The sequence below is a fragment of the Herbaspirillum sp. NPDC101397 genome, assembly GCF_044767325.1.
Classification (GTDB): domain Bacteria; phylum Pseudomonadota; class Gammaproteobacteria; order Burkholderiales; family Burkholderiaceae_D; genus Herbaspirillum.
This window is the reverse complement of record NZ_JBIWNS010000006.1, coordinates 306,892-328,143: the sequence shown is the minus strand read 5'-3', so window position 1 is coordinate 328,143 and position 21,252 is coordinate 306,892. Positions and strand designations below refer to the sequence as shown.

The window sequence follows — 21,252 nt, the reverse complement described above, 5'->3', positions numbered from 1 at the left end:
GCACGTTAAAAATGCGTTGCTGTCGGAGCTTCGTCGCGCAGCACCAGCGGTTGCGCCCGGGCCCAGCGATTGGCCGACAGTGAAAACGTCAGCGCGCGCACCTGGTGATACCAGCCCGCCGGCACGTACAGCAGCTCGCCGGCTTGCATGATGCATTCGGTCAGCGCCGCCTGGCGCGCCAGCGGAAACTGGTCGAAGTCCGGCGCTTCCGGATCGAAGGGCGAGCCGAACAGGATGGCGTTGGCTTCGCGCGGATAGAGGAATTCATCGTGATGCGGCGGCGCCAGGAAGATGCGTTTGACGCCGCGAATCTGCGCAAAGATGTTGTCGTCGTAGTCGCAATGCAGCGGCGTCACGGTGCGCGCCGGCCCGAGCCAGAAGCGCGGCGGCCCCATCTTCTTGAAGTAGGCCGGCCAGTGGCACAGCCGGTTCAACGGGCGCATTTCCAGGTTGCCCACGTAGGGCGGCAAGTCCGGATCTGTCTCGGTGCCGGCGGTGAGATCAAGATATTCCCGCAGCGACATGTCCTGCATCGCGCGGTCACTGGCGAACGCGGTGTTGACGTAATCGCCGACGCGCGCACGCACCGGCAACTCGCCGAATTCTGCGCGCAGGTCTTGCGGCGTCAGCGCGCACAGCGGCCACTTGCCGACCAGACCGGTGATGATGAAGGGCAGGCCTTTTGCCGCCAGCGCGTTGAAGGCGGCGGCGTCGAGTGCAGCCACGCGCGGCACTTCGGAAATGGCGGGCAGAGAGCGACTCGCCTGTTTGATGGCGTCGCGCATTGCCGCGATCGAGGCGACGCCGCGCACCTCTGCATCCTTCTGCTCGCGCGCCTGTTTGCGGGCGAGCGCGTCTTGCGGCGACAAGGGCGTTTGCGGCCGCGGCGGCAACTTGTCGCCAGTCTTCCGCTTCATTTTTCCGTCGCTGCGGTCCAGCGCAGTTCGCTCAGGTAGTCGTGCGTGTCGGTCGCCATCCACGACGAGCGGAACTCCACCGGTTCGCCGCGCAGATCGTAGCCGGTGCGCAGCGACAGCAGCACCGGATGTCCGGCCGGCAAGCCGAAATCCTTTGCCACTTTTTTAGGCAGCAGGCAGGCGCGCAGGCGGTCTTCGACGCGGCTGACCGAGATGCCGCATTGCTGCTCCAGGAAGGAATACACCAGATGGAAGGGCGCGCCATCGGCGCCCCATTCCTTGTTGCCCACGCGCGCAAACGGGAAGCTGATGGTTTCCAGCACCAGCGGCGCGCCGTCCAGCACGCGCAGGCGGCGCAGGCGATACACCAGTTCACCGGCGTCCAGCTTCAGCGCCGCGCGCTCGTCGGCGTCGGCCGCCACGCGTTCGCGCAACAGCAGCGTGTCCTGCGGCAGCCGGCGCACGCCGTCGGCGCGGTCGGTCAGGCGGTAAAAACTGGTGAACGCGCGCTCGTTGGTGGCGCGCGTGACAAAGGTGCCGCGACCGCGATGGCGCGTCACCAGGCCTTGGCCGCTGAGGACGTCGAAGGCCTTGCGCACGGTGCCGACGCTGACTTTCATGTCCTGCGCCAGCGCTTCCTCGCCGGGCAACACCTGGCCGGGCAGCCATTCGCCGGCAATGATGCGGTCGTGGATATAGCGGGCGAGCCGGACGAAAGCCGGGCTGAGGTCGATGGGATTCATTTCTATATTCTATAGAGAATGTAGAAGTAACACTATAGAATTTGATTCCGCATCGCTTGCCCCCTCGCTATAGTCCTTCCTGTCGATGCCATTGCGTCAGGGCCGGAGCCAGGATTGCCCGGCATCGATATTTCCTCCCTTCATTCGTTGAGATATCGCCATGACCCAGCAAATCCATCGCATTGCTTCCGTCGAAGCCCTGCACGTAGGCCAGTTCCTGTATGCCCGCATCCGCACCGAAGCTGGACTGACCGGCTATGGCGAAGCCGGCTCCTGGGGCCACATCGAAGCAGCCAAGGCGGCGCTGGAAAAGTTCGGCAAATACCTGGTCGGCCAGGACGCCAACCAGATCGAACTGCACTGGAACGTGATGCAGCGCTTCTCGCATTTCCGCGGCACTGCCGTCAACGCGGCCGTGTCGGCGATCGATATCGCGCTGTGGGACTTGCTGGGCAAGCGCCTGCAGGTGCCGGTCTGGCAATTGCTGGGCGGCGCCTATCGCAACAAGCTGCGCGTCTACGGCCACGTCTACGCCGAGACGCTGGAAGAAGTCCTGTCCGAATGCCGCCGCCTGCGTGAAGAAGGTTTCACCGCCGTCGGTCATATCAATCCCTTCCTCGATGAACCGGAAGGCCAGGAATATTTCCGCTCGCATGCCGGCAAGGTGCGCGACGCCAAGGAACGCGTGATGGCCTTCCGCGAAGCGGTCGGCCCGGACGTCGACCTGCTGATCGAAATGCACCGCCGCCTCAGCCCGGCCGAAGCCATCGCCATCGGCCAGGTGCTGGAGCCGCTGACGCCGATGTGGCTGGAAGATCCCTTGCGTCCGGAGTTCTATGCGCAGATGACGACGGTGGGCAATGCGATCCGCGTGCCGATCGCCACCGGCGAACGCTTCTGCACGCCGGCCGAATTCCAGCAACAGCTGGCCGGCGGCGGCGTGCGTTACGCCCGCGCTTCGGTCTGCGTCTGCGGCGGCATCACCGGCGCCAAGAAAATAGCGGCATTGGCCGAAGCCCAGAACGTCGACCTCGCGCCGCACAATCCGCTGTCGCCGATCAGTCTCGCGGCCTGCATGCAAGTCGCCGCCGCCGTGCCCAACTTCGCCATTCAGGAATACCCGACCGGCTTTGAAAACCTGGTTCTCAAATCCGGTGCGAAGCTGCTCGGCTCCGATCTGGTCAAGAGCCATCCGGTGCCGCAAGCCGGCTTCATTGCCGTGCCGGACGCGCCGGGTATCGGCGTCGAGCTGGTCGATGACGTCGAATTCAAGCGCCCGCCGCTGTATCGTCCGGTATCCATGCGCCGCACCATCGACGGCGCGCCGCTTGATCAATAGATCAGCAGATAGCAGATAAGAGGAGTTCGCCATGCCGCATCTCACCGTTGAATACACGCCGGGCCTGTTTGCCGCCGACGATCTGGAACAGACACTGCTGGAATTCAACGCCGCCGTCATCGGCAGCGGCTCCATCCAGAAAGAACTGGACCTGAAGTCGCGCATGATCGCGCTCGATGCGACGCGCGTGGGAACGGAGGCCGGCCTGCGCGGATTCGTCTACGCACAACTGCGCGTGCTGCCCGGCCGCACGCCGGCGATGCGCGCGGACTTGTCGGAGCGCATCGCGCAGGTGATTCGCGCCCGCTGCGCACGACCGGCCGGCATGACGGTGCAGCTCAGCGTCGAAGTCGTCGAGATGGAGCGCGAGTCCTACGTCAAGGAAGTACTTTAGAAATTAGTCCATTGCCACAAAGCGGCAGGTCATCGTCAAGGAGGGCGGCAATCCGCTCCGGACGACAGCAGACACGAGACCGCTGGCGCGTTCATCCAAAAGCAGGAACAGAGGAGACTGCAACATGCAAAACACCCAAGCGCTTCAACCCGGGCTCAACGGACTCGACATCGGTCGCAACCGATGGATGATCATCCTGCCGACCGTGTTCATCGTCTACATGCTGTCGTACTTCGACCGCGTCAACATCGCCATGGCGCTGCCGCACATGACCAAGGAGCTCGGCCTGACCTCGACCCAGGGCGGCTGGATCGGCGGCGCCTTCGCCTGGGGCTATGCGCTGACGCAATTGCTGGCCGGTTATCTGGCGATGAAGTTCGGCGCGCGCAGGCTGGTTGCCGTCTGCCTGGTGCTGTTCGGCGCCGCCGCGATGCTGACCGGTCTGGCCACCACCTTCTGGCAAGTGCTGAGCGTGCGCATCCTGCTCGGTCTCGCTGAAGGCCCGGTGTATGCCGGCACCTCGATCCTGCTGGCGCAATGGTTCATGAAAGCCGAGCGCGGTCGCGCCTTCGGTATCTGGAATCTCGGTGCGCCGCTGGGCGGCTTTTTGGCCGGTCCGATTTCGGGCGCCATCATCGCGCACTACGACTGGCGCGTCATGCTGATCGCCGAGGGTTTGCCCGCGTGGATTTTTTGCCTGATCTGGTTCAAGTCGATTCCCAAGAGCCTCGATGCGGCGGCATGGCTTCCTGCATCCGATCGCGAGGCCATCAAGCAGAACCTCGATGAAGAACAGGCCGCGCATGAAGCGCCCGAGAGCGATCCGTGGTGGAAGATTTTCAACGAGCCTGCGGTCTGGCTGATGACGCTGGGGTTCGGCCTCAACACCATCCTGCTGTACGGCATTACCTTATGGCTGCCGACCGTGATGAAGTCCTACGGCCAGCTCAGCGAAACCGCCATTGGCTTCTTCGCCGGCGCGCCGTTCGTCATGTCGATGCTGGGTATTTACTACATCAGCCGCCGCTCCGACAAGCACGGCCAGGAACGCCGCTGGCACGCCGCGATCCCGACCATGATCACCGGCCTGCTGATGGCGGTGGCGGCCTTCGTTCCCGCTCCCTTGTTCTACGTGCAAATTGCGCTGTTCATCCTGATCGGCTTCACGCTGAAGATGCTGATGCCGCTGATCTTCTCGCGCCTGACCGAAATCCTTCCGTTGCGCAAGGCGATGCCGGCGGTGGCCTTCGTCAGCGGCGTCGGCAACCTGATCGGCCAGTTCCTCGGTCCGTTGCTGGTCGGTTACGTGCGTTCGATTTCGCCGGACTACAAGATGTCGCTGCTGATGCTGGGCGTCGCTGCATTCCTGGGCGGCGTGGCGATTGCGGTATCGAAGACGACCAGCGAACGGGGTTGAAGTCCCTGGGTTTTTCCATGCTCACGGCGCGAGGAAATACCGATCGGCGGCGCGCATCTGTCATTCCAAGGGATCCGCATCACGAAAGAGGGAAGCGGCTATCGCTGGCAGCCGCTGAATTACACGCTGCCGCACTGAACGCTAGCCGCCTTCGTTCTTGCGCGAGCGGTGCGCCGCCTGCTTGGCGCGATTGCCGCACACGGCCATGCTGCACCAGCGGCGCGCATGGCCCTTGGTCCTGTCCAGAAACAGCATTGTGCAGGCCGGGCCTTCGCAGGCTTTGACGTAGGTGAAATTGTCGTCGCAGACGACGTTCGCCATCGCCTCGGCCAGCGGCAGCAGCAAAGACTCCGGCGTGCGCCAGCGGCGCTCCTGCTTGCGGACGACGCCATTTCCGTCACTCGCCACCATTTGCACGAAAGCTTCATCGCGCGCCAGCAAACGGTTGAGCGGCTCCAGTTCGGCGACGACCGAATCAGGCAAGGGCTGCCCTTTGTGCCGCACGACAAAATCGCGGAACCACTCCCGTAATCCTCTGGCCTGCGCGGCGATCGCATCCAGTTCGCCGGGACCTGCGCTGCGTGCAAATTCTTCCAGCACGGACGCCGGCGCCAATTTCGCCGCGCTCAGCCACGCCAGAAAATCCCTGCCCGAACCCAGCCATTCGACCGGCGTGTCGACGGGCGTGGCCACGGAGTTCAAAAAATCTAGGCCGAGAGCATCGGCCAGGAACATCGGCGGCGGCAGTTGTTGGTCCATGTTGCGACATCCTTTCGTGCTTGATTACCCAAATAGTAACTTAATAAATGATTTATCAGAAGTTACCTGCCTCTCGAAGGGAAGACCCAGACAGCACATCAAAAGGCTATCGTCGTATTTCGACGTATCCATGCAGTAGTGCGTCTTCCCTATCGATATGCGCTTCACTCCTGGAATTTTCATGGGTTGATTGGATAACCTTTAAAAAATAGTTTGACAGGTTACAGATGAATAAGTAACCTTTAAATTGAAATTTAACCAGTTATTCAATTCGAGGAGCCCGTTATGCAGAAAGTACGCAGCAAGAAGGTGGTAGTGGATGGTCTGGAAGTGTTTTACCGGGAGGCGGGCCGGCGCGACAAGCCGACGCTGTTGCTGCTGCACGGCTTTCCCAGCAGCAGCCACATGTTCCGCGACCTGATCCCGCTGCTGGCGGAACAATTCCACCTGGTCGCGCCGGACCTGCCGGGATTCGGCCGCACCGCGATGCCGCCGCGTGAGCAGTTCGCCTACACCTTTGAAAACCTGGCGCGCGTGACGGCGCGCTTCACCGAGGTGATCGGGCTGGATCGTTTCGCGATCTACGTATTCGACTACGGCTCGCCGGTCGGCCTGCGGCTGGCGACCATGCATCCGGAACGCATCAACGCCATCGTCACGCAAAACGGCAACGCCTATCTGGAAGGACTCAGCGACGGCTGGAATCCGATCCGCCAATACTGGCAGGCGCCCAACCAGGCCAACCGTGACGCGCTGCGCCAACTGCTAACGCCGGAGGCCACGCTGTGGCAATACACGCATGGCGTCAGTGAGATTGACGCGGTGTCGCCGGACGGTTATTCGCTCGACGACTTCTACATGACGCGGCCGGGCGCGCATGAAGTGCAGCTCGACCTGTTCCTGGACTACGCCGACAACGTCGCGCGCTATGCCGAATTCCAGGCCTATTTCCGCAAGCATCAGCCGCCCGTGCTGGCGGTGTGGGGACGCAACGATCCCTTCTTCCTGCCGGCCGGCGCCGAGGCGTTCAAGCGCGATATTCCGGGCGCAAGAATCGTGTTCTACGATACCGGCCACTTCGCCCTCGAGACGCACGCGGCCGAGATCGCCGCCGAGATCCGCGCCTTCCTGTAAGCGCATCCATCACGTTCACAAACATCAGAGAGGGTTTGCCATGCGCGCCATCGTCATCCAGCAATACGGTCCGGTCGAAGGGCTGGTCTATCAGGACCTGCCGCAGCCGGAACCGCAACACGGCCACGTCGTCATCCGCGTCAAGGCCTTCGGCATCAATCACGCCGAAATGCACATGCGCCGCGGCGAATGGGCCGAGTCGGCGCCGGTCAGCGGCATCGAATGCGTGGGCATCGTCGCGGCCTGTCCGGGCGGCGAATTCGCCATCGGGCAGAAAGTCGCAACCCTGATGGGGGGGCTCGGGCGCACCGTCAACGGCAGCTATGCCGAGTACACCCGCGCCCGTGTCGACAACGTCGTCGCCATCGATTCGGACCTGCCGTGGGAAGAGCTGGCGGCGATCCCCGAATCGTATGCGACCGCATGGACCTGCCTGTTCCGCAACCTCGAGATCCGCACAGGCCAGACGCTGCTGATCCGCGGCGCGACCTCGTCGTTCGGCCAGGCGGCGGTCAACCTGGCGGTCAATGCGGGCTTGCACGTCATCGCCACCACCCGCAGCAAGGAGCGTTTCGCCATGCTGGAAACGTTGGGCGTGATGCGCGTCGAACTGGAAGGGCCGTCGCTGTCGGCGCGCCTGGCGGAAGCGGGGCAGGTCGACGCCGTGCTGGACCTGGTCGGCAATAGCGTCGTGATGGATTCGCTGGCGATCGTGCGGCGCGGCGGGCGTGTGTGCCTGGCGGGATTTTTGGGCGGGCTGGCGCCGGTGCCGGATTTCAATCCGCTGCTGCAGATGCCGAGCGGGGTGCACTTCAGCTTCTTCGGCAGCTTCGTGTTCGGCAATCCGCAATTCCCGCTGTCGGACGTGCCGCTGCAGGCCATCGCGCGCGATGTCGCCCTGGGACGCTACCGGGCCAAGCCGTCGCGGGTATTCAAATTCGATGAGATCCATGCCGCGCATCGCGCGATGGAAGCCAACCAGGCCAACGGCAAGATGGTCGTGCTGGTCGACTGATCAATACAAATTACTTAGACATCAACACACATCAAGGATGAACAACATGAAGAGAACTGCCATCGTCACCGGCGCCAGTCAAGGCATCGGCCGCGCCACCGCAATTCGTCTGGCCAGGGATTTCGGCGTCGTGGTCCTGGTCGCCAGAAATGCCGCAAAGCTGGCGGAGACCGCCGCCGAAGTGGAGAGGGCCGGTGCGCAGGCGCTGGTCATCGATGTCGACCTGAGCGAGCCGGCCGCGCCCGACCTGGTGGTCTGCAAGACGCTCGACGCCTTCGGCCGCATCGATGCGCTGGTCAACATCGCCGGCGACGTGCCGCAGATCGACCTGTTCCAGATGACGGACGCGCAGTGGGATGCCGGCATGTCGCTCAAATTCCACGGCGCGCGCCGCCTGACGATACGCGCGTGGGAAGCGCTGAAGGACAGCCGGGGATCGGTGATCGTCACCTCCGGCAACTCCGCCGCGGTGCCGAAGGCCGGGTTTGCCGCCGTGGCCGCCATCAACGCCGCCATCGTCTCGCTGGCGAAAGCCTTTGCCGAACGCGGCATCGAGGACGGCGTGCAGGTCAACAGCGTGTTGCCCGGTCCGGTGATGACCGGACGGCGCGAATCCTTCCTCGGCAAATGGTCGGCCGCACACGACATGTCGGTGGAAGAAGCCAAGTCGAAGTTCCTGGACGCGGCCGGCATCAGCCGCTACGGCCAGCCGGAAGAAATCGGCGAGCTGATGGCCTTCCTGGTGTCGCCGGCCGCGAAGTGGATGACGGGTTCGGCGATACGCATGGATGGCGGGGAAATCAAGGCGATGTGAGGCAGCGCAGACGGGGCGCATCCTGTTCCATGAGATGATGCGCCTCGGAAAGCAGCGCCGCGATTGGCGCTGCCGCAGACACTCATCTTCACCATGCAAACAACTTTCCTGTTATTGAATGCGCTGTGGTTCGCCGCCGGCTTCATCACGTTCAGCCTGCGCAGCAAGCGCTTCATGAAATTCCTGGTGCGCCGCATGGACCGGCAGGAAAATACCTTGCTGCAATTGCGCACTTCGCTGCATTTTCTCGGCGGCTTCAATTTCGCGCTGGCGCTGTTTTGCGTCGCGCTTGTGGTCACGGGTAAGGTGTTCACGGATGCGCGTCAATGGCAGTTGATCTACGCCTTCCTGTCACTGGCGCATGCGACGCAATTCCTGTGCAATGTCCCGGTCGCCTTGCGCGAAGTGAAGAAGCGGCCGCATGCCTGGCCGGTCCTGCGCGGGCCGATGCTGTTCATCTTCGTCACCGATGCCGTCCTGATGGTCGCCAATGCGGCGGCGGTGATCATGCTCGGCTAGAAACTTTCCCAGCTGTCGTTGCTTTGCGTCGCAACAGCAGCAACGCTTGCCTTTGCCGGCAGATCCTTCACCGTCTTGCGCGGCAGCTTTGAAGCTTTGGGCGTCACGTCGACGATTATCACGTCGTCTGAAGCCGCGACGGCGTCGCCCAGCTTGAAAATGCTGACCGCCTGCGATAGCCGTTCAGCCTGCTCCTGCATCGATTGCGCGGCAGCCGCTGCTTGCTCGACCAGCGCGGCATTCTGCTGCGTGACGCCGTCCATTTGCGTGATGGCGCGGTTGATCTCTTCGATGCCGGTGCGCTGTTCCATGCTGGCGGCAGAAATTTCCGCCACGATATTGGTCACGCGCCTGACGCTGGCGACCACTTCTTCCATCGTCGCCCCGGCCTTGCCGACCAGCTTGCTGCCGTCGTCGACCCTGGCCACCGAGTCGTCGATCAGCAATTTGATTTCCTTGGCGGCGGCCGCCGAGCGCTGCGCCAGGCTGCGCACTTCGCTGGCCACCACCGCAAAGCCGCGACCCTGTTCACCGGCGCGTGCCGCTTCCACTGCGGCGTTCAACGCCAGGATATTGGTCTGGAAGGCGATGCCGTCGATCACGCCGATGATGTCGACGATCTTGCGCGACGAGGTATCGATGTCGTTCATGGTGCTGACCACCTGGGCCATTACTTCACCGCCTTGCATCGCGATGCCGGACGCCGACACCGCCAGTTGGTTGGCCTGGTGTGCGTTGTCGGCATTCTGCTTGATGGTCGACGTCATCTGCTCGATAGCGGAGGCGGTCTCTTCGATGGAGCCGGCTTGCTGCTCCGTGCGCGCCGACAGATCAAGATTGCCGGAAGCGATCTCGCCGGAAGCCGTGGTGATGGTATCGGTGCCCGTGCGCACTTCGCTGACGATCTTGTGCAGGTTGTCGTTCATGTGTTTCAGCGCATCCATCAATTGGCCGGTCTCGTCGCGCGACTTCACTTCGACGCCGCCGCCGAGATCGCCGGCGGCAACGCGCTGCGCCATGCGTACCGCTTCGCCGAGCGGTCGCACGATCGAACGCGTCAGCACGAAGCCGAGGCAGAGCGACGCCAGCACCGTCAGTGCGGAGCACGCCAGGATCACGTTGATCGCCGTGGTGCCTTCCGCAAATGCGCTGGCGCCGGCCATCCGCAATTGCTTGTCCTGCACTTCGACGAAGCTGTTGGCCGTTTCCAGAAATGCATTCTGCGACGCCAGCAATTTGCGCAGCACTGCATCGGCGGCGGCTTCGGCATTACCGGCGCGCGCCTGAGTAATCACTTCCAGCTTGGCGACGTCGAAATTGCGCGCGGCGTCGGTCAACGCCTTGGCGCGCTTCCTGCCGATTTCGGTGACCTGATTGGCGTCGATCTTGTTGATGGCCTCCTGGGTCTTTCTGGAAGACTCGTCAAGGCGCTCGTAGCGCACCTTGTTGAATTCAGGGCGTGTCGTGTCGATCACGATCCCGCGCAGGTACCTGATCTGTTCATCAAGTCCGTCGCGCACCTCAAAGGCCAGCCGCACCTTGAGGTAACGCTCGTTCATCATCTGGTCGACCGCGCCGTTGATGTTGGTGATCTTGACCACGGCGGTGGCCGCGACCACCATCAGCAGCAACACCACGATGCCAAATGCAGCGCCCAGCCGCGCCCCCACCTTCATATTTTTTATGGATGCCACCATGTTCATTCCCGGTTAATTTTATTGAAAAAGCGTCAATGCCTGGTTCCGGCTGTTTTTATATTTATGCCGAAAGCACGGATATGTACTCCCAGTATTGACGCAGAGCAAGAGCGGAGAAGGCCGATGGCGAGGGCTGGAGGGCGGGGTACGGAAGGAAGAACGAGGCGGCGGACCGCAAGGACCGGGGCACTGCAGTCAAAAGAGAGGGTTTTCGGGGTTAACAATAATTTATGAGGCGGCCGCCATTATTTATATTCTTTTGCACGCGTACGCCCACACGCTGCAGCCGGCGATGCAAATGCTTGCCGGCCGCCGCATGCGGGCGTGACGCCTCCCCTTGCAGGAGCTCCTCAAGATATCAGAACAGGTGACGGATGCCGACCTGGAAGCCGGTTTCGCTGGCGCCCTGGTCCGGGCTCAGCGCCTGGGTCGCGGTCAGGCTGGCACCGGTCATCTTGAAGGCGGCGGTGTGCTCGTTGATCAGTCGGGATGCAACCGCGTAGGCGCGCGTACGTTTCGAGATGTCGTAGTTGACGATCAGACTGAATTGCTTGGCATTGTTGTTGTAGCTGGAGCTGTCCTTGATGTAGCCGCCGCCGGCGCCGACCGTGGTTTGTGGCGTGACACGGTAGTCGGCCGAGAGGCTGTAGGTGTTGTGATAATTGCCGGCCGTGTTGGCGACCACGCTGCCGGTCGGATCGTACTTGCCGGCCGGATTGGTCAGCGCGTTGCCGGTGGTGGCGGAAATCACTTCGTTGGTGCGGAAGAATCCGAGGTAGACCTTGCCGGCGCCGTAGTCGTAATTACCACCCAGCATGAACTGTTTCACGCTCACCGAGTTGGTGGCGTTGTTGGCGTTCAGGTAGGCCGTGCCCAGGTACAGCGGACCTTGCTGCGTCTGCAGGCCGGCTTGGTAGACGGCGTTCGACGGCGTGCTGCCGGCCTTTTCGCCGACCGAGTAGTGCAACTCAAGCGTGGAGTTGGCGAACTTCGGTGAGATGTAGCTAATGTCGTTGTCGACACGTGCCAGCCAGTTGGCGAAGTTGTTGAAAGCGGAGCCGTAAGTGGCCGCGCCGAAGGCATCCATGTTGCCGCTGTAGAAGAACATCGGCGTGTTCTGGCGCCCCAGGCGCACCTCGCCGAAACCGCCGCCCAGTCCGACCCACGACTGGCGGTCGAACAGGCGGAAGCTGTTTTGCTGTGCGCCTGTGCTGGGGTCGAAACCGGTCTCCAGATTGAATGTCGCGCGATAGCCGGCGCCGAGATCTTCGCTGCCGCGGAAGCCGAGCCGGCTGGTCATTTCACCGTTGTTGCCGATCACCGACAGCGACGTGTTCTTGCCGCCTACGGTGCTCTTCTGATAACCGCCGAAGACGTCGAGCACGCCGTAGACCGTCACCGAGCTCTGGGCCTGGGCGAATGGGCTGTACGCGAGCGCCAGTACTATCGGGGCATATTTGATTTGCTTTTTCAATCTCATGGTGGACTCCTCCTGTTGTGTATGAATTTTTCGCAGCGTTTTTTTTCAGACAAGCAGACCCACTCCGCGCCGCCTCTGAGGTTTGCTCTGAGGGCGGCATGGATCGCTGCGCTGCTCTGGTGAGCAGCGCGGTCCTGCAATGGCCGGTCGACGGCTTAGCGTTGCCGTTCGAAGTGTTTCTTCACGATCAGCGCCAGTGGCACCGCGAAGAAGAAGTGCGACATGAAGCCGCCGATGATCACCACCGGATCGTAGTAGTTGGGATGGTTGTCCGAGGCGATCATGATGGCGACGTGCATCGCGATCCAGGCCACCACGGCGTAGAACATCGCCACCAGGGTCGCCTCATAGCCTTTGCGGCGGAAATACGGCCAGATGGCGGCGAACAGGATTCCCCACACCAGCGTGAAGAAGAAGTGGATGCCGGTGCCGAGGAAATAGGCCAGCACGCCGAGCGACTCCTGTACGTCCTTGCCGAACACCAGACCGGTGGCGTTGCGCGGGATGCCGCCGAGCGGCATCAGGTGCTGTGCACCGACCCAGATCAGGGCTTCGTAAATCCAGATGATGACGCCGCCGGTCAGGCCGCCGATGATGCCGGCCCTGAGCATGTCGCCGCGATTTTTCCATCCGTCCGTGGATGGCGCCGCGCCGGTGATGGCGGTGTGTTGTGCTGTTTGCATGATGTCTTCCTTTTTCCTCTTGCGATGGGATAGGGGCTGGGGCGAGAGCGACGGTGATGTCTCTACGCCTGCCGTTCTTTTGCTCTTGTTATTTCTGGTGCAGCGTGACGAATTGCGGTGTGATCTCCTTTCCTGCGTTCCGGCCGCGCTTTGCCGACCGGCCGTCTGAAAATTGCTCAATCGATGTAGGTAAGTCCGGCCTGCGCCAGCGGACCGCGCATGTCGTACATATCCAGTCCCAGCACACCTGCGGCCAGCCTGGCGCGTTTCGCGCCTTCGAGGTCTTCGCGCTTTTGCGCGACCTGGGCCACACGCACCGCGTCGCCGGCCGGCACCACGGCGACGCCGTCGTCATCGGCCACCACGACGTCGCCGGGATTGACCAGCACGCCGGCGCATACCACCGGGATGTTCACCGAACCCAGCGTGGCCTTGATCGTGCCCTTGGCGCTGATGGCTTTGCTCCAGACCGGGAAACCCATCTCCTTGAGCACCTTGACGTCGCGCACGCCGGCGTCGATGATCAGCGCCCGGGCGCCGCGCGCCATGAAGCTGGTGGCTAGCAGATCGCCGAAATAGCCGTCGGTGCACTCGGCCGTGATTGCCGCGACCACGATGTCGCCCGGCTGGATCTGTTCCGCCGCGACGTGCATCATCCAGTTGTCGCCGGGGTGAAGCAGTACGGTCACTGCGGTGCCGGACACCGCCGCGCCGGAGTAGATCGGCCGCATATAGGGCTTCATCAGGCCGGTGCGGCCTAGCGCTTCATGCACGGTGGCGGCGCCGAATTTGCCCAGCTGATCCGCCGCTGCGGCGTCGGCGCGGGCGATATTGCGATAGACGACGCCGAGCTGATTCATGGTGGAAGTTGTCATGCCGGAAGTCCTCGTTGGGTGAGCGCCTGATCCAGGCGTGGATAGACGCGACGTGCATTGCCTTCGAAGATCTGGCGGCGCTCGGCGTCGCTGAGCGCCGCCGCGTCGATGTAGCGTTTGGTGTCGTCGTAGTAGTGGCCGGTCTCGGGATCGATGCCGCGCACCGCGCCGATCATCTCCGAGGCGAACAGCACATTGTCGACCGGGATCACCTTGGTCAGCAGGTCGATGCCGGGCTGGTGGTAGACGCAGGTATCGAAAAAGATGTTGTTCAGCAGATGATCCTGCAGCAGCGGCTTCTTCATTTCCTGCGCCAGTCCGCGGAAACGTCCCCAGTGATATGGCACCGCGCCGCCGCCATGGGGGATCAGGAACTTCAACGTCGGGAAATCCTTGAACAGGTCGCTGGTCAGGCATTGCATGAAAGCGGTGGTATCGGCGTTCAGGTAATGCGCGCCCGTCGTATGAAAGCAGGCGTTGCAGCTGGTGCTGACATGGATCATCGCGGGGATATCCAGCTCCACCATTTTTTCATACAGCGGATACCAGTAGTGGTCCGACAGCGGCGCCGAAGTCCAGTGACCGCCGGACGGATCGGGATTCAGGTTGGCGCCGACGAAGCCGTACTCGAGCACGCAGCGTTCCAACTCTGCGATGGAGGTGCGCACGTCGGCGCCGGGCGACTGCGGCAACATCGCGGCGCCGATGAAATTGTCCGGGAACAGTGCCGCCACGCGATGGCACAGTTCATTGCAGATCGCCGCCCAGGTCTGGCTGGTGTGCAGGTCGCCGATGTGGTGCGCCATGAAACTGGCGCGCGGCGAAAAAATGGTGAGGTCGGCGCCGCGTTGCTTCATCAGGCGCAACTGATTACCCTCGATCGACTCGCGCAACTCGTCATCGCTGATGCGCAGTTCGGATGCCTTGGGCGCCGCCGCTGGATTCTGCAGGCTGGCGATCTGCCGGTTGCGCCACTCCTCCAGCGCCTTGGGCGCGGTGGTGTAATGGCCGTGGCAATCGATGATCAGGGGATTTCTCATTCCGTTGTTTCTTTCCAGAGGTCGGCGGGAATGAGTACGTCCCCGCGCATGATGGGACGTGCCGTGCGGAGCAGGGCGGCGCTGACGATTTTTTGCGGATCACTTGCATCGAGTTCGAGCTCGACGGTGAATTCGCCGCTTGGGTGTTCTACCGACACGCTGCTCTGCAGTCCGGTGCCGGCGTTCGCCAATTCATCTGCGACGGTGCCTGCCAGCACGCAGGCCGTCGCGACGGTGACGGCCGCCAGCACGCCGATGGCGTCGTGGCAGACGTGTGGAATGAAGCAGCGCGTGGTGATGGCGCCGCCGGCGCGGGGCGCCGCGACCAAGCACATCTTCGGATAGTTGCGGGCGCGGATGTCGCCCAGCCCCATCGGTTCGCCGACGGCCAGGCGCAGCGCTTCCAGCCGCGCGCGCAGCGACTGGTCGGCATTGAGTTCGGCGGCGCTTTCGTAGCCGCTGATGCCGAAGTCCACCGCGCGCACCAGCACCATCGGCATGCCGTTGTCGATCAGCGTGGCCGCGACTTCGTGCAGGGCGCCATCGGGTGTGTGGAAGCGAATCCGGTCAAGCACCTTGCCGGTGGGCAGCATCGCCGGGCAGACCGAACCGGCCGTGTCCAGGAAATTGATCTTGACCGGCGCGGCTGTACCCGGTACGCCGTCGATGCGGGCGTCGCCGCTGTAGTGCAGGCGGCCGCCCGGCGTCTGCACCGTGACATTGCATTGCATGCCGGTGTTGAGCGTGCGGATGCGTGCCGTGGTGACGCCGTCGCGGATGCCGATCAGGCCGCGCTCCAGTGCAAACGGCAGCACCGCCGCCAGCATGTTGCCGCAGTTGGGCGTCAGGTCGACCTTGTCTGACTCCGGCTGCAACTGGGCAAACAGAAAATCCAGGTCGACTCCTGCGCTGCCGCTGCGCGACACGATGCCGATCTTGCTGGTGAGCGGATGTGCTCCGCCCAGGCCGTCGATCTGGCGCTTGTCGGGCGAACCCATCGCGGCCAGCAAGACCCGGTCGCGCACGCCCGGATCGGCCGGCAGATCGGACGCCACGAAGAACGGTCCGCGCGACGTGCCGCCCCGCATCAAGGTGCTGGGAATGGAGCGCAAGTCGGCGAGCAGGTCCGGATTCTGAGTAGTGTCCACGATCTTTACAAATGAAAATTGACCGGGCAAGTATGCGTGAGCGTATCGTGAGCATGGTTGCGTTGTAACCCTTCCTCTGTTCTAATTTTCTTATCGAGGTGGTTTTTAAATTTTTCGGAAACGCCATGGACCTGCTCAATCTCCGTCACTTGCATGTATTCAATGTGGTCGCCGCGACCGGCGGCGTGCGTCGTTCATCCGACACGCTGCTGCGCGCGTCATCGGCGGTGGCGCGCTCAGTAGCCGCGCTGGAACAGGCCCTGAACACGCAGCTGTTCGAGCGCAAGGGGCGCGGCATGCTGCTGACCGGCGCCGGCGAAGCGGTCCGGTTGCGGGTCGATCGCATCGAAGGCGAACTGCGTGAAGTGCGCGACGATGCGCTGCGCCTGCGTGAACGTACCGGCAGCCAGGTCGCCAGCCTGGATGCGTTGTTCAACGAAAGGCGCCTGCAGGCCGCCGTGCTGCTGGCCGATACGCATCACATGCCCAGCGTGGCGCGCCTGATGAACGTATCGCCGTCAGCAGTCAGCCAGTCCATTTCCTTGCTGGAAGGCATACTCGGGCAGTCGCTGTTTTTCCGCACCGCCCACGGCATGCTGCCGACCGATGCCGGCCGGCGCTGGAGCGAACGATTCGAGCGTGCGCTGGCCGAGTTGCGCCACATTCCTGCAGACATCGCCGCGCTGGACGGCATCGTGCAGGGCACTGTCACGGTCGGTGCATTGCCGCTGGCCCGTTCGCTGTTGCTGCCGGCCGCCGTGGCGCGCGTCCTCGAGAAACATCCGCGTCTGCAAATCCGCTCGCTCGAAAGTCCCTATGAAGAACTGGCGGCAGGATTGATGAGCGGCCGCATCGACTTCATCGTCGGCGCGATGCGTGCCTTCAGTACCGACACCTTCGATTCACGGCCGCTGTTTGCGGACAGCGCGGCGCTGATTGCACGTAGCGGCCATCCGCTGGCGAACAAGAAAAAGATCTCCTACGCCGATCTCGAGGGTTACCCCTGGGTGTTGTCGCGCGCCGGTACGCCGCTGCGCGAATCGATAGAACAGTTCTTTCATGACGACGGTCGGCCGATTCCGCGTGCCGCCGTGGAAACCGGCGATCTCGCATTGCTGCGCGGCGTGTTGATATCGAGTGACATGCTGACGGTGATTTCCGCTTACCAGTTGCATCACGAAATTGCCGCAGGCCAGCTGATCAAATTGCCGTTCGCCATGGTGGGCATGGAACGCAAGATCGGCATCACGCAACGCAAGGGTGCGCATCTTTCGCCGGGTGCGGCGGCGCTGGCGCGTGAAATCGAAGCGGTTGCACCGGACTGGAAATGAAGCAGGCATGCAGCGCCGCCGGCAGTGGCCGGCGCTGAAAAGAATGCCTGAACTTGCCGGCCAGGACCGCCGCCGCAGATTTCAAAGAATCCACCGTGATTAGAAAATTGGAACGCTCAGGTAGCCGAAAGCAATACTCGACGGCGTGCGGAAACGTACACTGCTTGCCATGTCGGGGCCGCTTCTTTGCACTTCGGCAAGCCGGCTCTCCCAGCGCGCAGAGGAGCGGCGGCGGCCCATACCAACTAATACCTATATTGGAGACTTAATGAATACAGCACAATCGCTGGATGTGCGCGCCCATATCAATGGGCGCAAGATGTCCGGCTATCAATGGCTTTTACTGATCCTCTGTTTCCTGATCGTGGCGACCGACGGTATGGACGTGGCGATCATGGGTTTCCTGGCGCCGGGCATCACCAAGGAGTGGGGCATCTCGCGCGCCGCCTTCGGTGCGGTGATGAGCGCAGCGCCGATCGGCCTTGCCATCGGCGCGCTGCTGGTGGGACCGTTGTCTGATCGTTACGGACGCAAGAAACTGCTGATGCTGGCGGTTGGCTGGTTCGGCGTGTTCAGTCTGCTCTCGGCGGCCGCACACGATGTGTTCACGCTGTCAGCATTGCGCTTCCTGACCGGCCTCGGTCTTGGCGCAGCCATGCCCAACGCCACCACGCTGCTGTCGGAATATGTGCCTGAGCGTTCGCGCAGCACCTTGCTGGCGATCATGTTTACCGGCTTTAACCTCGGTTCCGCATTGATCGGCTTCGTTGCCGCAGCGCTGTTGCCGGAATACGGCTGGCGCGCGGTATTGGTGGCCGGCGGCGCCATCCCGCTGGTGTGCCTGCCGATCTATATCTGGCTGGTGCCGGAATCGGCGCGTTTCATGGTCGTGCGCAATTATCCTGCTGACCGGATCGCCCGCACGCTGGCCAAAGTCTGTGGCGGCGATTTTGCACCGGGCCAGACCTTCGCCGTCAGCGAGCCTGCCGTCAGCGGTTCGACGCCGGGCAAGGTGTTGTTGTCGGCGGCCTATCGCAAGACCACGCTGTCGCTCTGGGGCACTTATTTCATGGGCCTGCTGGTGATTTATCTGTTGAGCGGCTGGTTGCCGACGCTGATCAAGGACGCCGGCCTGCCGATCGAAAAGGCAGCCAGCATCACCGCGCTGTTCCAGCTCGGCGGCACCGTCGGCGCACTGGTGGTAGGCTATTTCATGGATCGCTGGGCACCGAGCAAGGCGATAGCGGTCGCCTATGTTTCGGGCGCGGTGTTCATCCTGCTGCTGGCCTCGGGCAGCGTGCAGTCGGGCATGTTTGCAGCGTATGTGTTGCTGGCGGGTTTTTGCATGAGCGGCGCACAAACCGGCATGAACGCCTTCGCTCCATCCTGCTATCCGACCGTGGTGCGCGCCACTGGCGTGAGCTGGATGCTGGGCGTGGGACGTTTCGGCAGCATCCTCGGTTCGTTCGCCGGCGGCGTGCTGCTGTCGATGGGTTGGGGTTTTGCGTCGGTGATCGCGATCCTCGCCGTACCGGCGGCATTGGCGGCGCTCATCATCATTTTCATCCAACTCGGTCAGCGTACCGCAGCAGCATAGGAATATCGTCATGGCAAATATCGTAGGCGCGATCGCGTCGTCGCACACTCCCACCATCGGCTTCGCACTCGATGCCGGCAAGCAGCAGGATGCGGTCTGGGCGCCGATCTTCAAGGCCTACGAGCCGGTGCGAAAGTGGCTGGCCGAGAAGAAGCCGGACGTCCTGCTGATGGTCTACAACGATCACGTGACGTCGTTCTTCTTCGATCACTACTCGGCGTTCACCTTGGGTGTCGGCAACGAGTACAAGGTGGCCGATGAAGGCGGCGGCCCGCGCGACCTGCCGGCCATCGGCGGCCACGCAGCGCTGGCGCAACACATCGGCAGCTCGCTCATGGCCGATGAATTCGACATGTCGTTCTTCCAGGGCAAGGCGCTCGATCACGGTTGCTTCTCGCCGCTGTCGATCCTGTGGGAGCACGCCGACGGCTGGCCCGGCAAGATCATCCCGCTGCAAGTCGGCGTGCTGCAGTTTCCGATTCCTTCGGCGCGTCGTTGCTTCAAGCTGGGCCAGGGCCTGCGCCGCGCCATCGAAAGTTATCCGGAAGACCTGAACGTGGTGCTGGTCGCCACCGGCGGCCTGTCGCACCAGGTCCACGGCGAGCGCGCCGGTTTCAACAACACGTCATGGGACCACCAGTTCCTCGACCTGTTTGAAAAAGATCCGGAAGTGCTGCTCGACATGACCCACGCCGATTTTGCGCGGCTGGGCGGCATGGAAAGCGCCGAAGTCATCATGTGGCTGGTGATGCGCGGCGCCATGCCGGCGTCATTGCAATGCCTGCATCGCGAGTACTACCTGCCGTCGATGACCGGCATCGCCGTCGCCGTGTATGAAGGCGCCGCTGCGGCTGGAACGGCCGACGCCGCCTTGCTGGAGCGCCGTGCGGCGGAACATCGCGCGCACATGGCGCGCCAGTTGCAAGGCATCGAAACGCTGCCCGGCACCTATCCGTTCACCCTCCAGACCAGCGTGCGCAATTACCGTATCAACCGTTACCTGCATCAGCTGGCGCAGCCGGCTTTCCGCGAGCGTTTCCGGAACGACGCTGCGGCAACGTACGACGAAGCCGGACTGACGCCGGAAGAGCGCGACATGATTGATCGTCGCGACTGGCAGGCGCTGATTCGCTACGGTGTGATTTTCTTCCTGCTGGAAAAAATGGGTGCGGTGGTCGGTGTTTCCAACCTGCATATCTACGCCGCCATGCGCGGGCAGTCGCTGGCCGATTTTCAACAGACCCGCAATGCCCCCGGCGCGCTGTATTCGGTGGCGGGCGGCGGCGCCGCCAACGCTAAGGAATGGGACCAGCCGAAAGACGGTTCACGCTGAGGCAACCGGCGGCTTCGTCGGCCGAAATTTCGCGCAAAGCAACGGGTCACCGTTGCTTTTTTCTTGTCGGCTTCCGCCTCGTCGCAATCTCTTGCGACAAATCCAGAATCAACTGACCGAAGGCCTGCACCGCCGGTGTCTTTCCTTCGCCGCTGCAGATCAAGGTGAAATTGGCCTTGGGCAGCGGCGGCAAGCCATAGGCGCCGTCGACGATGCGCATGCCCGGCTCGACGTCTTCCTGCGGCAATACCGAAATCGCCAGGCCCGACAGGATCGCCGCGCTGATGCCTTGCTGGCTGGGCGAGGTGAACACGGTATGCCATTTCACACCGGTGTCGTCCAGCGCGCTGATGCCGACGTGGCGATTGATGCACGGCGCCGGGAAGAAGGCGAACGGCAGCAGACGGTCCGGCGCCAGGTCGAACGACTCCGCCGCCACCCACACCAGTTGCGTCTGGCGGATGCGCGTGCCTTCGTCGCTGTCTTCCGTCGTCATGACGACGGCCAGATCCAGGTCGCGGTTGCGCACCAGTGAGCGCAGGTCGAGCTGCATGTTGACGCGTACGTCCAGGCGCACTGACGGGAATGAGCGCGCGAACTGGCACAGCAGCGTCGGCAGGCGATCGCCGACAAAATTCTCCGGCGCGCCGAACCTCACCTCGCCCGAAATCGGTGACGGCCGGAACCGACACTCCAGGGCATCCAGCGCATCCAGGATTTGCCGCGCATAGCGCCGCAGGTCCTCGCCGTCCTCGGTCGGCGTCAGGCTGCGCGTGGTGCGCTGGAACAGCGGCCGTCCCAGTTGTTCCTCCAGCCGGCGGATCTGGTGGCTCACCGCCGACTGCGTCAGGTGCAGGCGCTCGGCGGCGCGCGTGAAGCTGCCGGTATCGAGTACGGCGACAAAGGTGCGCAGCAGCGCGGGATCGAGGTTCATGGAGGGACGGTCGCTCTATTCTCTATTGATGATGGAAATTAATAAGTGCTGCGAAATTAAATCGTTTGTATCACAAATCATCC

General features: G+C 62.8%; 20 protein-coding genes. 10 read left to right on the top strand and 10 right to left on the bottom strand.

Going from position 1 to position 21,252, the window contains the following annotated elements:
• Positions 1-5: 5 nt before the first annotated feature.
• Both ACIROW_RS16655 and ACIROW_RS16650 read right to left on the bottom strand, forming a co-directional pair.
• Positions 6-917 (bottom strand): cupin-like domain-containing protein, encoded by a 912-nt coding sequence (locus ACIROW_RS16655; RefSeq protein ID WP_402277491.1) that lies wholly within the window; start codon positions 915-917, stop codon positions 6-8.
• The gene (locus ACIROW_RS16650; protein WP_402277489.1) at positions 914-1,660 is read right to left on the bottom strand and encodes a GntR family transcriptional regulator; all 747 of its coding nucleotides are present in this window, start codon (positions 1,658-1,660) and stop codon (positions 914-916) included. The genes ACIROW_RS16655 and ACIROW_RS16650 overlap by 4 nt, the downstream gene beginning before the upstream one ends.
• 160 nt (positions 1,661-1,820) lie before the next feature.
• On the opposite strand from ACIROW_RS16650, the gene ACIROW_RS16645 reads away from it, so the two are divergent.
• The 3 genes from ACIROW_RS16645 (at position 1,821) to ACIROW_RS16635 (ending at position 4,810) form a co-directional block, all read left to right on the top strand.
• Positions 1,821-2,999, top strand: a complete 1,179-nt coding sequence (locus ACIROW_RS16645) for a mandelate racemase/muconate lactonizing enzyme family protein (protein ID WP_402277487.1) — start codon at positions 1,821-1,823, stop codon at positions 2,997-2,999.
• A gap of 31 nt (positions 3,000-3,030) precedes the next feature.
• Positions 3,031-3,393, top strand: a complete 363-nt coding sequence (locus ACIROW_RS16640; RefSeq protein WP_402277485.1) for a 5-carboxymethyl-2-hydroxymuconate Delta-isomerase — start codon at positions 3,031-3,033, stop codon at positions 3,391-3,393.
• Between the two features lie 124 nt (positions 3,394-3,517).
• Positions 3,518-4,810 (top strand): MFS transporter, encoded by a 1,293-nt coding sequence (locus tag ACIROW_RS16635; protein ID WP_402277483.1) that lies wholly within the window; start codon positions 3,518-3,520, stop codon positions 4,808-4,810.
• Positions 4,811-4,951: 141 nt separating this feature from the next.
• Here ACIROW_RS16635 and ACIROW_RS16630 read toward each other — a convergent pair whose 3' ends face one another.
• Entirely contained in the window at positions 4,952-5,569 is a 618-nt protein-coding gene (locus ACIROW_RS16630; protein ID WP_402277481.1) for a CGNR zinc finger domain-containing protein, read from the bottom strand.
• A 285-nt stretch (positions 5,570-5,854) separates the two neighbouring features.
• Here ACIROW_RS16630 and ACIROW_RS16625 point away from each other — a divergent pair, with 285 nt between their 5' ends.
• The 4 genes from ACIROW_RS16625 to ACIROW_RS16610 all read left to right on the top strand — a co-directional run bounded on the left by ACIROW_RS16625 (position 5,855) and on the right by ACIROW_RS16610 (position 9,051).
• Entirely contained in the window at positions 5,855-6,703 is an 849-nt protein-coding gene (locus tag ACIROW_RS16625; RefSeq protein WP_402277480.1) for an alpha/beta fold hydrolase, read from the top strand.
• Between the two features lie 40 nt (positions 6,704-6,743).
• A complete protein-coding gene (locus ACIROW_RS16620; RefSeq protein ID WP_402277478.1) occupies positions 6,744-7,718 on the top strand; it encodes a zinc-binding dehydrogenase in 975 nt (324 codons plus the stop codon).
• 46 nt (positions 7,719-7,764) lie between these two features.
• Positions 7,765-8,532 (top strand): SDR family oxidoreductase, encoded by a 768-nt coding sequence (locus ACIROW_RS16615; protein ID WP_402277476.1) that lies wholly within the window; start codon positions 7,765-7,767, stop codon positions 8,530-8,532.
• Between the two features lie 93 nt (positions 8,533-8,625).
• Positions 8,626-9,051: a hypothetical protein gene (locus ACIROW_RS16610; RefSeq protein ID WP_402277474.1), complete on the top strand. Its 426-nt coding sequence runs from the start codon at positions 8,626-8,628 to the stop codon at positions 9,049-9,051.
• On the opposite strand, the gene ACIROW_RS16605 is transcribed toward ACIROW_RS16610, so the two are convergent.
• The 6 genes from ACIROW_RS16605 to ACIROW_RS16580 all read right to left on the bottom strand — a co-directional run bounded on the left by ACIROW_RS16605 (position 9,048) and on the right by ACIROW_RS16580 (position 15,974).
• Positions 9,048-10,748 (bottom strand): methyl-accepting chemotaxis protein, encoded by a 1,701-nt coding sequence (locus ACIROW_RS16605; protein WP_402277473.1) that lies wholly within the window; start codon positions 10,746-10,748, stop codon positions 9,048-9,050. The genes ACIROW_RS16610 and ACIROW_RS16605 overlap by 4 nt on opposite strands.
• A 358-nt stretch (positions 10,749-11,106) precedes the next feature.
• Positions 11,107-12,228 carry a porin gene (locus tag ACIROW_RS16600; RefSeq protein ID WP_402277472.1) on the bottom strand — a complete coding sequence of 374 codons (1,122 nt, stop codon included), beginning with the start codon at positions 12,226-12,228 and terminating at the stop codon, positions 11,107-11,109.
• A 155-nt stretch (positions 12,229-12,383) separates the two neighbouring features.
• Positions 12,384-12,839, bottom strand: a complete 456-nt coding sequence (locus tag ACIROW_RS16595) for a hypothetical protein (RefSeq protein WP_402277704.1) — start codon at positions 12,837-12,839, stop codon at positions 12,384-12,386.
• Between the two features lie 248 nt (positions 12,840-13,087).
• Positions 13,088-13,771 carry a 4-carboxy-4-hydroxy-2-oxoadipate aldolase/oxaloacetate decarboxylase gene (gene ligK, locus ACIROW_RS16590; protein WP_402277702.1) on the bottom strand — a complete coding sequence of 228 codons (684 nt, stop codon included), beginning with the start codon at positions 13,769-13,771 and terminating at the stop codon, positions 13,088-13,090.
• A gap of 11 nt (positions 13,772-13,782) precedes the next feature.
• A complete protein-coding gene (locus tag ACIROW_RS16585) occupies positions 13,783-14,814 on the bottom strand; it encodes an amidohydrolase family protein (protein WP_402277700.1) in 1,032 nt (343 codons plus the stop codon).
• An 8-nt stretch (positions 14,815-14,822) separates the two neighbouring features.
• Entirely contained in the window at positions 14,823-15,974 is a 1,152-nt protein-coding gene (locus tag ACIROW_RS16580; protein ID WP_402277471.1) for a 4-oxalomesaconate tautomerase, read from the bottom strand.
• A gap of 125 nt (positions 15,975-16,099) precedes the next feature.
• Between ACIROW_RS16580 and ACIROW_RS16575 the strand changes: the two genes are divergently transcribed.
• The 3 genes from ACIROW_RS16575 (at position 16,100) to ACIROW_RS16565 (ending at position 20,235) form a co-directional block, all read left to right on the top strand.
• Positions 16,100-17,305, top strand: coding sequence for a LysR family transcriptional regulator (locus ACIROW_RS16575; protein ID WP_402277469.1), 1,206 nt, complete (start codon positions 16,100-16,102; stop codon positions 17,303-17,305).
• A 268-nt stretch (positions 17,306-17,573) separates the two neighbouring features.
• Positions 17,574-18,902, top strand: coding sequence for an MFS transporter (locus tag ACIROW_RS16570; RefSeq protein ID WP_402277467.1), 1,329 nt, complete (start codon positions 17,574-17,576; stop codon positions 18,900-18,902).
• A 10-nt stretch (positions 18,903-18,912) separates the two neighbouring features.
• Complete coding sequence (locus ACIROW_RS16565) at positions 18,913-20,235, top strand: gallate dioxygenase (RefSeq protein WP_402277466.1); 1,323 nt, start codon at positions 18,913-18,915, stop codon at positions 20,233-20,235.
• A gap of 46 nt (positions 20,236-20,281) precedes the next feature.
• On the opposite strand, the gene ACIROW_RS16560 is transcribed toward ACIROW_RS16565, so the two are convergent.
• Complete coding sequence (locus ACIROW_RS16560) at positions 20,282-21,169, bottom strand: LysR family transcriptional regulator (RefSeq protein ID WP_402277465.1); 888 nt, start codon at positions 21,167-21,169, stop codon at positions 20,282-20,284.
• Between the last annotated feature and the right edge of the window lie 83 nt (positions 21,170-21,252).

What these genes read in the sequence shown, in the direction of transcription:
- ACIROW_RS16655 (WP_402277491.1), bottom strand. Translation starts at nt 917, where the DNA reads ATGAAGCGGAAGACTGGCGACAAGTTGCCGCCGCGGCCGCAAACGCCC.
- ACIROW_RS16650 (WP_402277489.1), bottom strand. Translation starts at nt 1,660, where the DNA reads ATGAATCCCATCGACCTCAGCCCGGCTTTCGTCCGGCTCGCCCGCTAT.
- ACIROW_RS16645 (WP_402277487.1), top strand. Translation starts at nt 1,821, where the DNA reads ATGACCCAGCAAATCCATCGCATTGCTTCCGTCGAAGCCCTGCACGTA.
- ACIROW_RS16640 (WP_402277485.1), top strand. Translation starts at nt 3,031, where the DNA reads ATGCCGCATCTCACCGTTGAATACACGCCGGGCCTGTTTGCCGCCGAC.
- ACIROW_RS16635 (WP_402277483.1), top strand. Translation starts at nt 3,518, where the DNA reads ATGCAAAACACCCAAGCGCTTCAACCCGGGCTCAACGGACTCGACATC.
- ACIROW_RS16630 (WP_402277481.1), bottom strand. Translation starts at nt 5,569, where the DNA reads ATGGACCAACAACTGCCGCCGCCGATGTTCCTGGCCGATGCTCTCGGC.
- ACIROW_RS16625 (WP_402277480.1), top strand. Translation starts at nt 5,855, where the DNA reads ATGCAGAAAGTACGCAGCAAGAAGGTGGTAGTGGATGGTCTGGAAGTG.
- ACIROW_RS16620 (WP_402277478.1), top strand. Translation starts at nt 6,744, where the DNA reads ATGCGCGCCATCGTCATCCAGCAATACGGTCCGGTCGAAGGGCTGGTC.
- ACIROW_RS16615 (WP_402277476.1), top strand. Translation starts at nt 7,765, where the DNA reads ATGAAGAGAACTGCCATCGTCACCGGCGCCAGTCAAGGCATCGGCCGC.
- ACIROW_RS16610 (WP_402277474.1), top strand. Translation starts at nt 8,626, where the DNA reads ATGCAAACAACTTTCCTGTTATTGAATGCGCTGTGGTTCGCCGCCGGC.
- ACIROW_RS16605 (WP_402277473.1), bottom strand. Translation starts at nt 10,748, where the DNA reads ATGGTGGCATCCATAAAAAATATGAAGGTGGGGGCGCGGCTGGGCGCT.
- ACIROW_RS16600 (WP_402277472.1), bottom strand. Translation starts at nt 12,228, where the DNA reads ATGAGATTGAAAAAGCAAATCAAATATGCCCCGATAGTACTGGCGCTC.
- ACIROW_RS16595 (WP_402277704.1), bottom strand. Translation starts at nt 12,839, where the DNA reads ATGCTCAGGGCCGGCATCATCGGCGGCCTGACCGGCGGCGTCATCATC.
- ligK (WP_402277702.1), bottom strand. Translation starts at nt 13,771, where the DNA reads ATGAATCAGCTCGGCGTCGTCTATCGCAATATCGCCCGCGCCGACGCC.
- ACIROW_RS16575 (WP_402277469.1), top strand. Translation starts at nt 16,100, where the DNA reads ATGGACCTGCTCAATCTCCGTCACTTGCATGTATTCAATGTGGTCGCC.
- ACIROW_RS16570 (WP_402277467.1), top strand. Translation starts at nt 17,574, where the DNA reads ATGAATACAGCACAATCGCTGGATGTGCGCGCCCATATCAATGGGCGC.
- ACIROW_RS16565 (WP_402277466.1), top strand. Translation starts at nt 18,913, where the DNA reads ATGGCAAATATCGTAGGCGCGATCGCGTCGTCGCACACTCCCACCATC.
- ACIROW_RS16560 (WP_402277465.1), bottom strand. Translation starts at nt 21,169, where the DNA reads ATGAACCTCGATCCCGCGCTGCTGCGCACCTTTGTCGCCGTACTCGAT.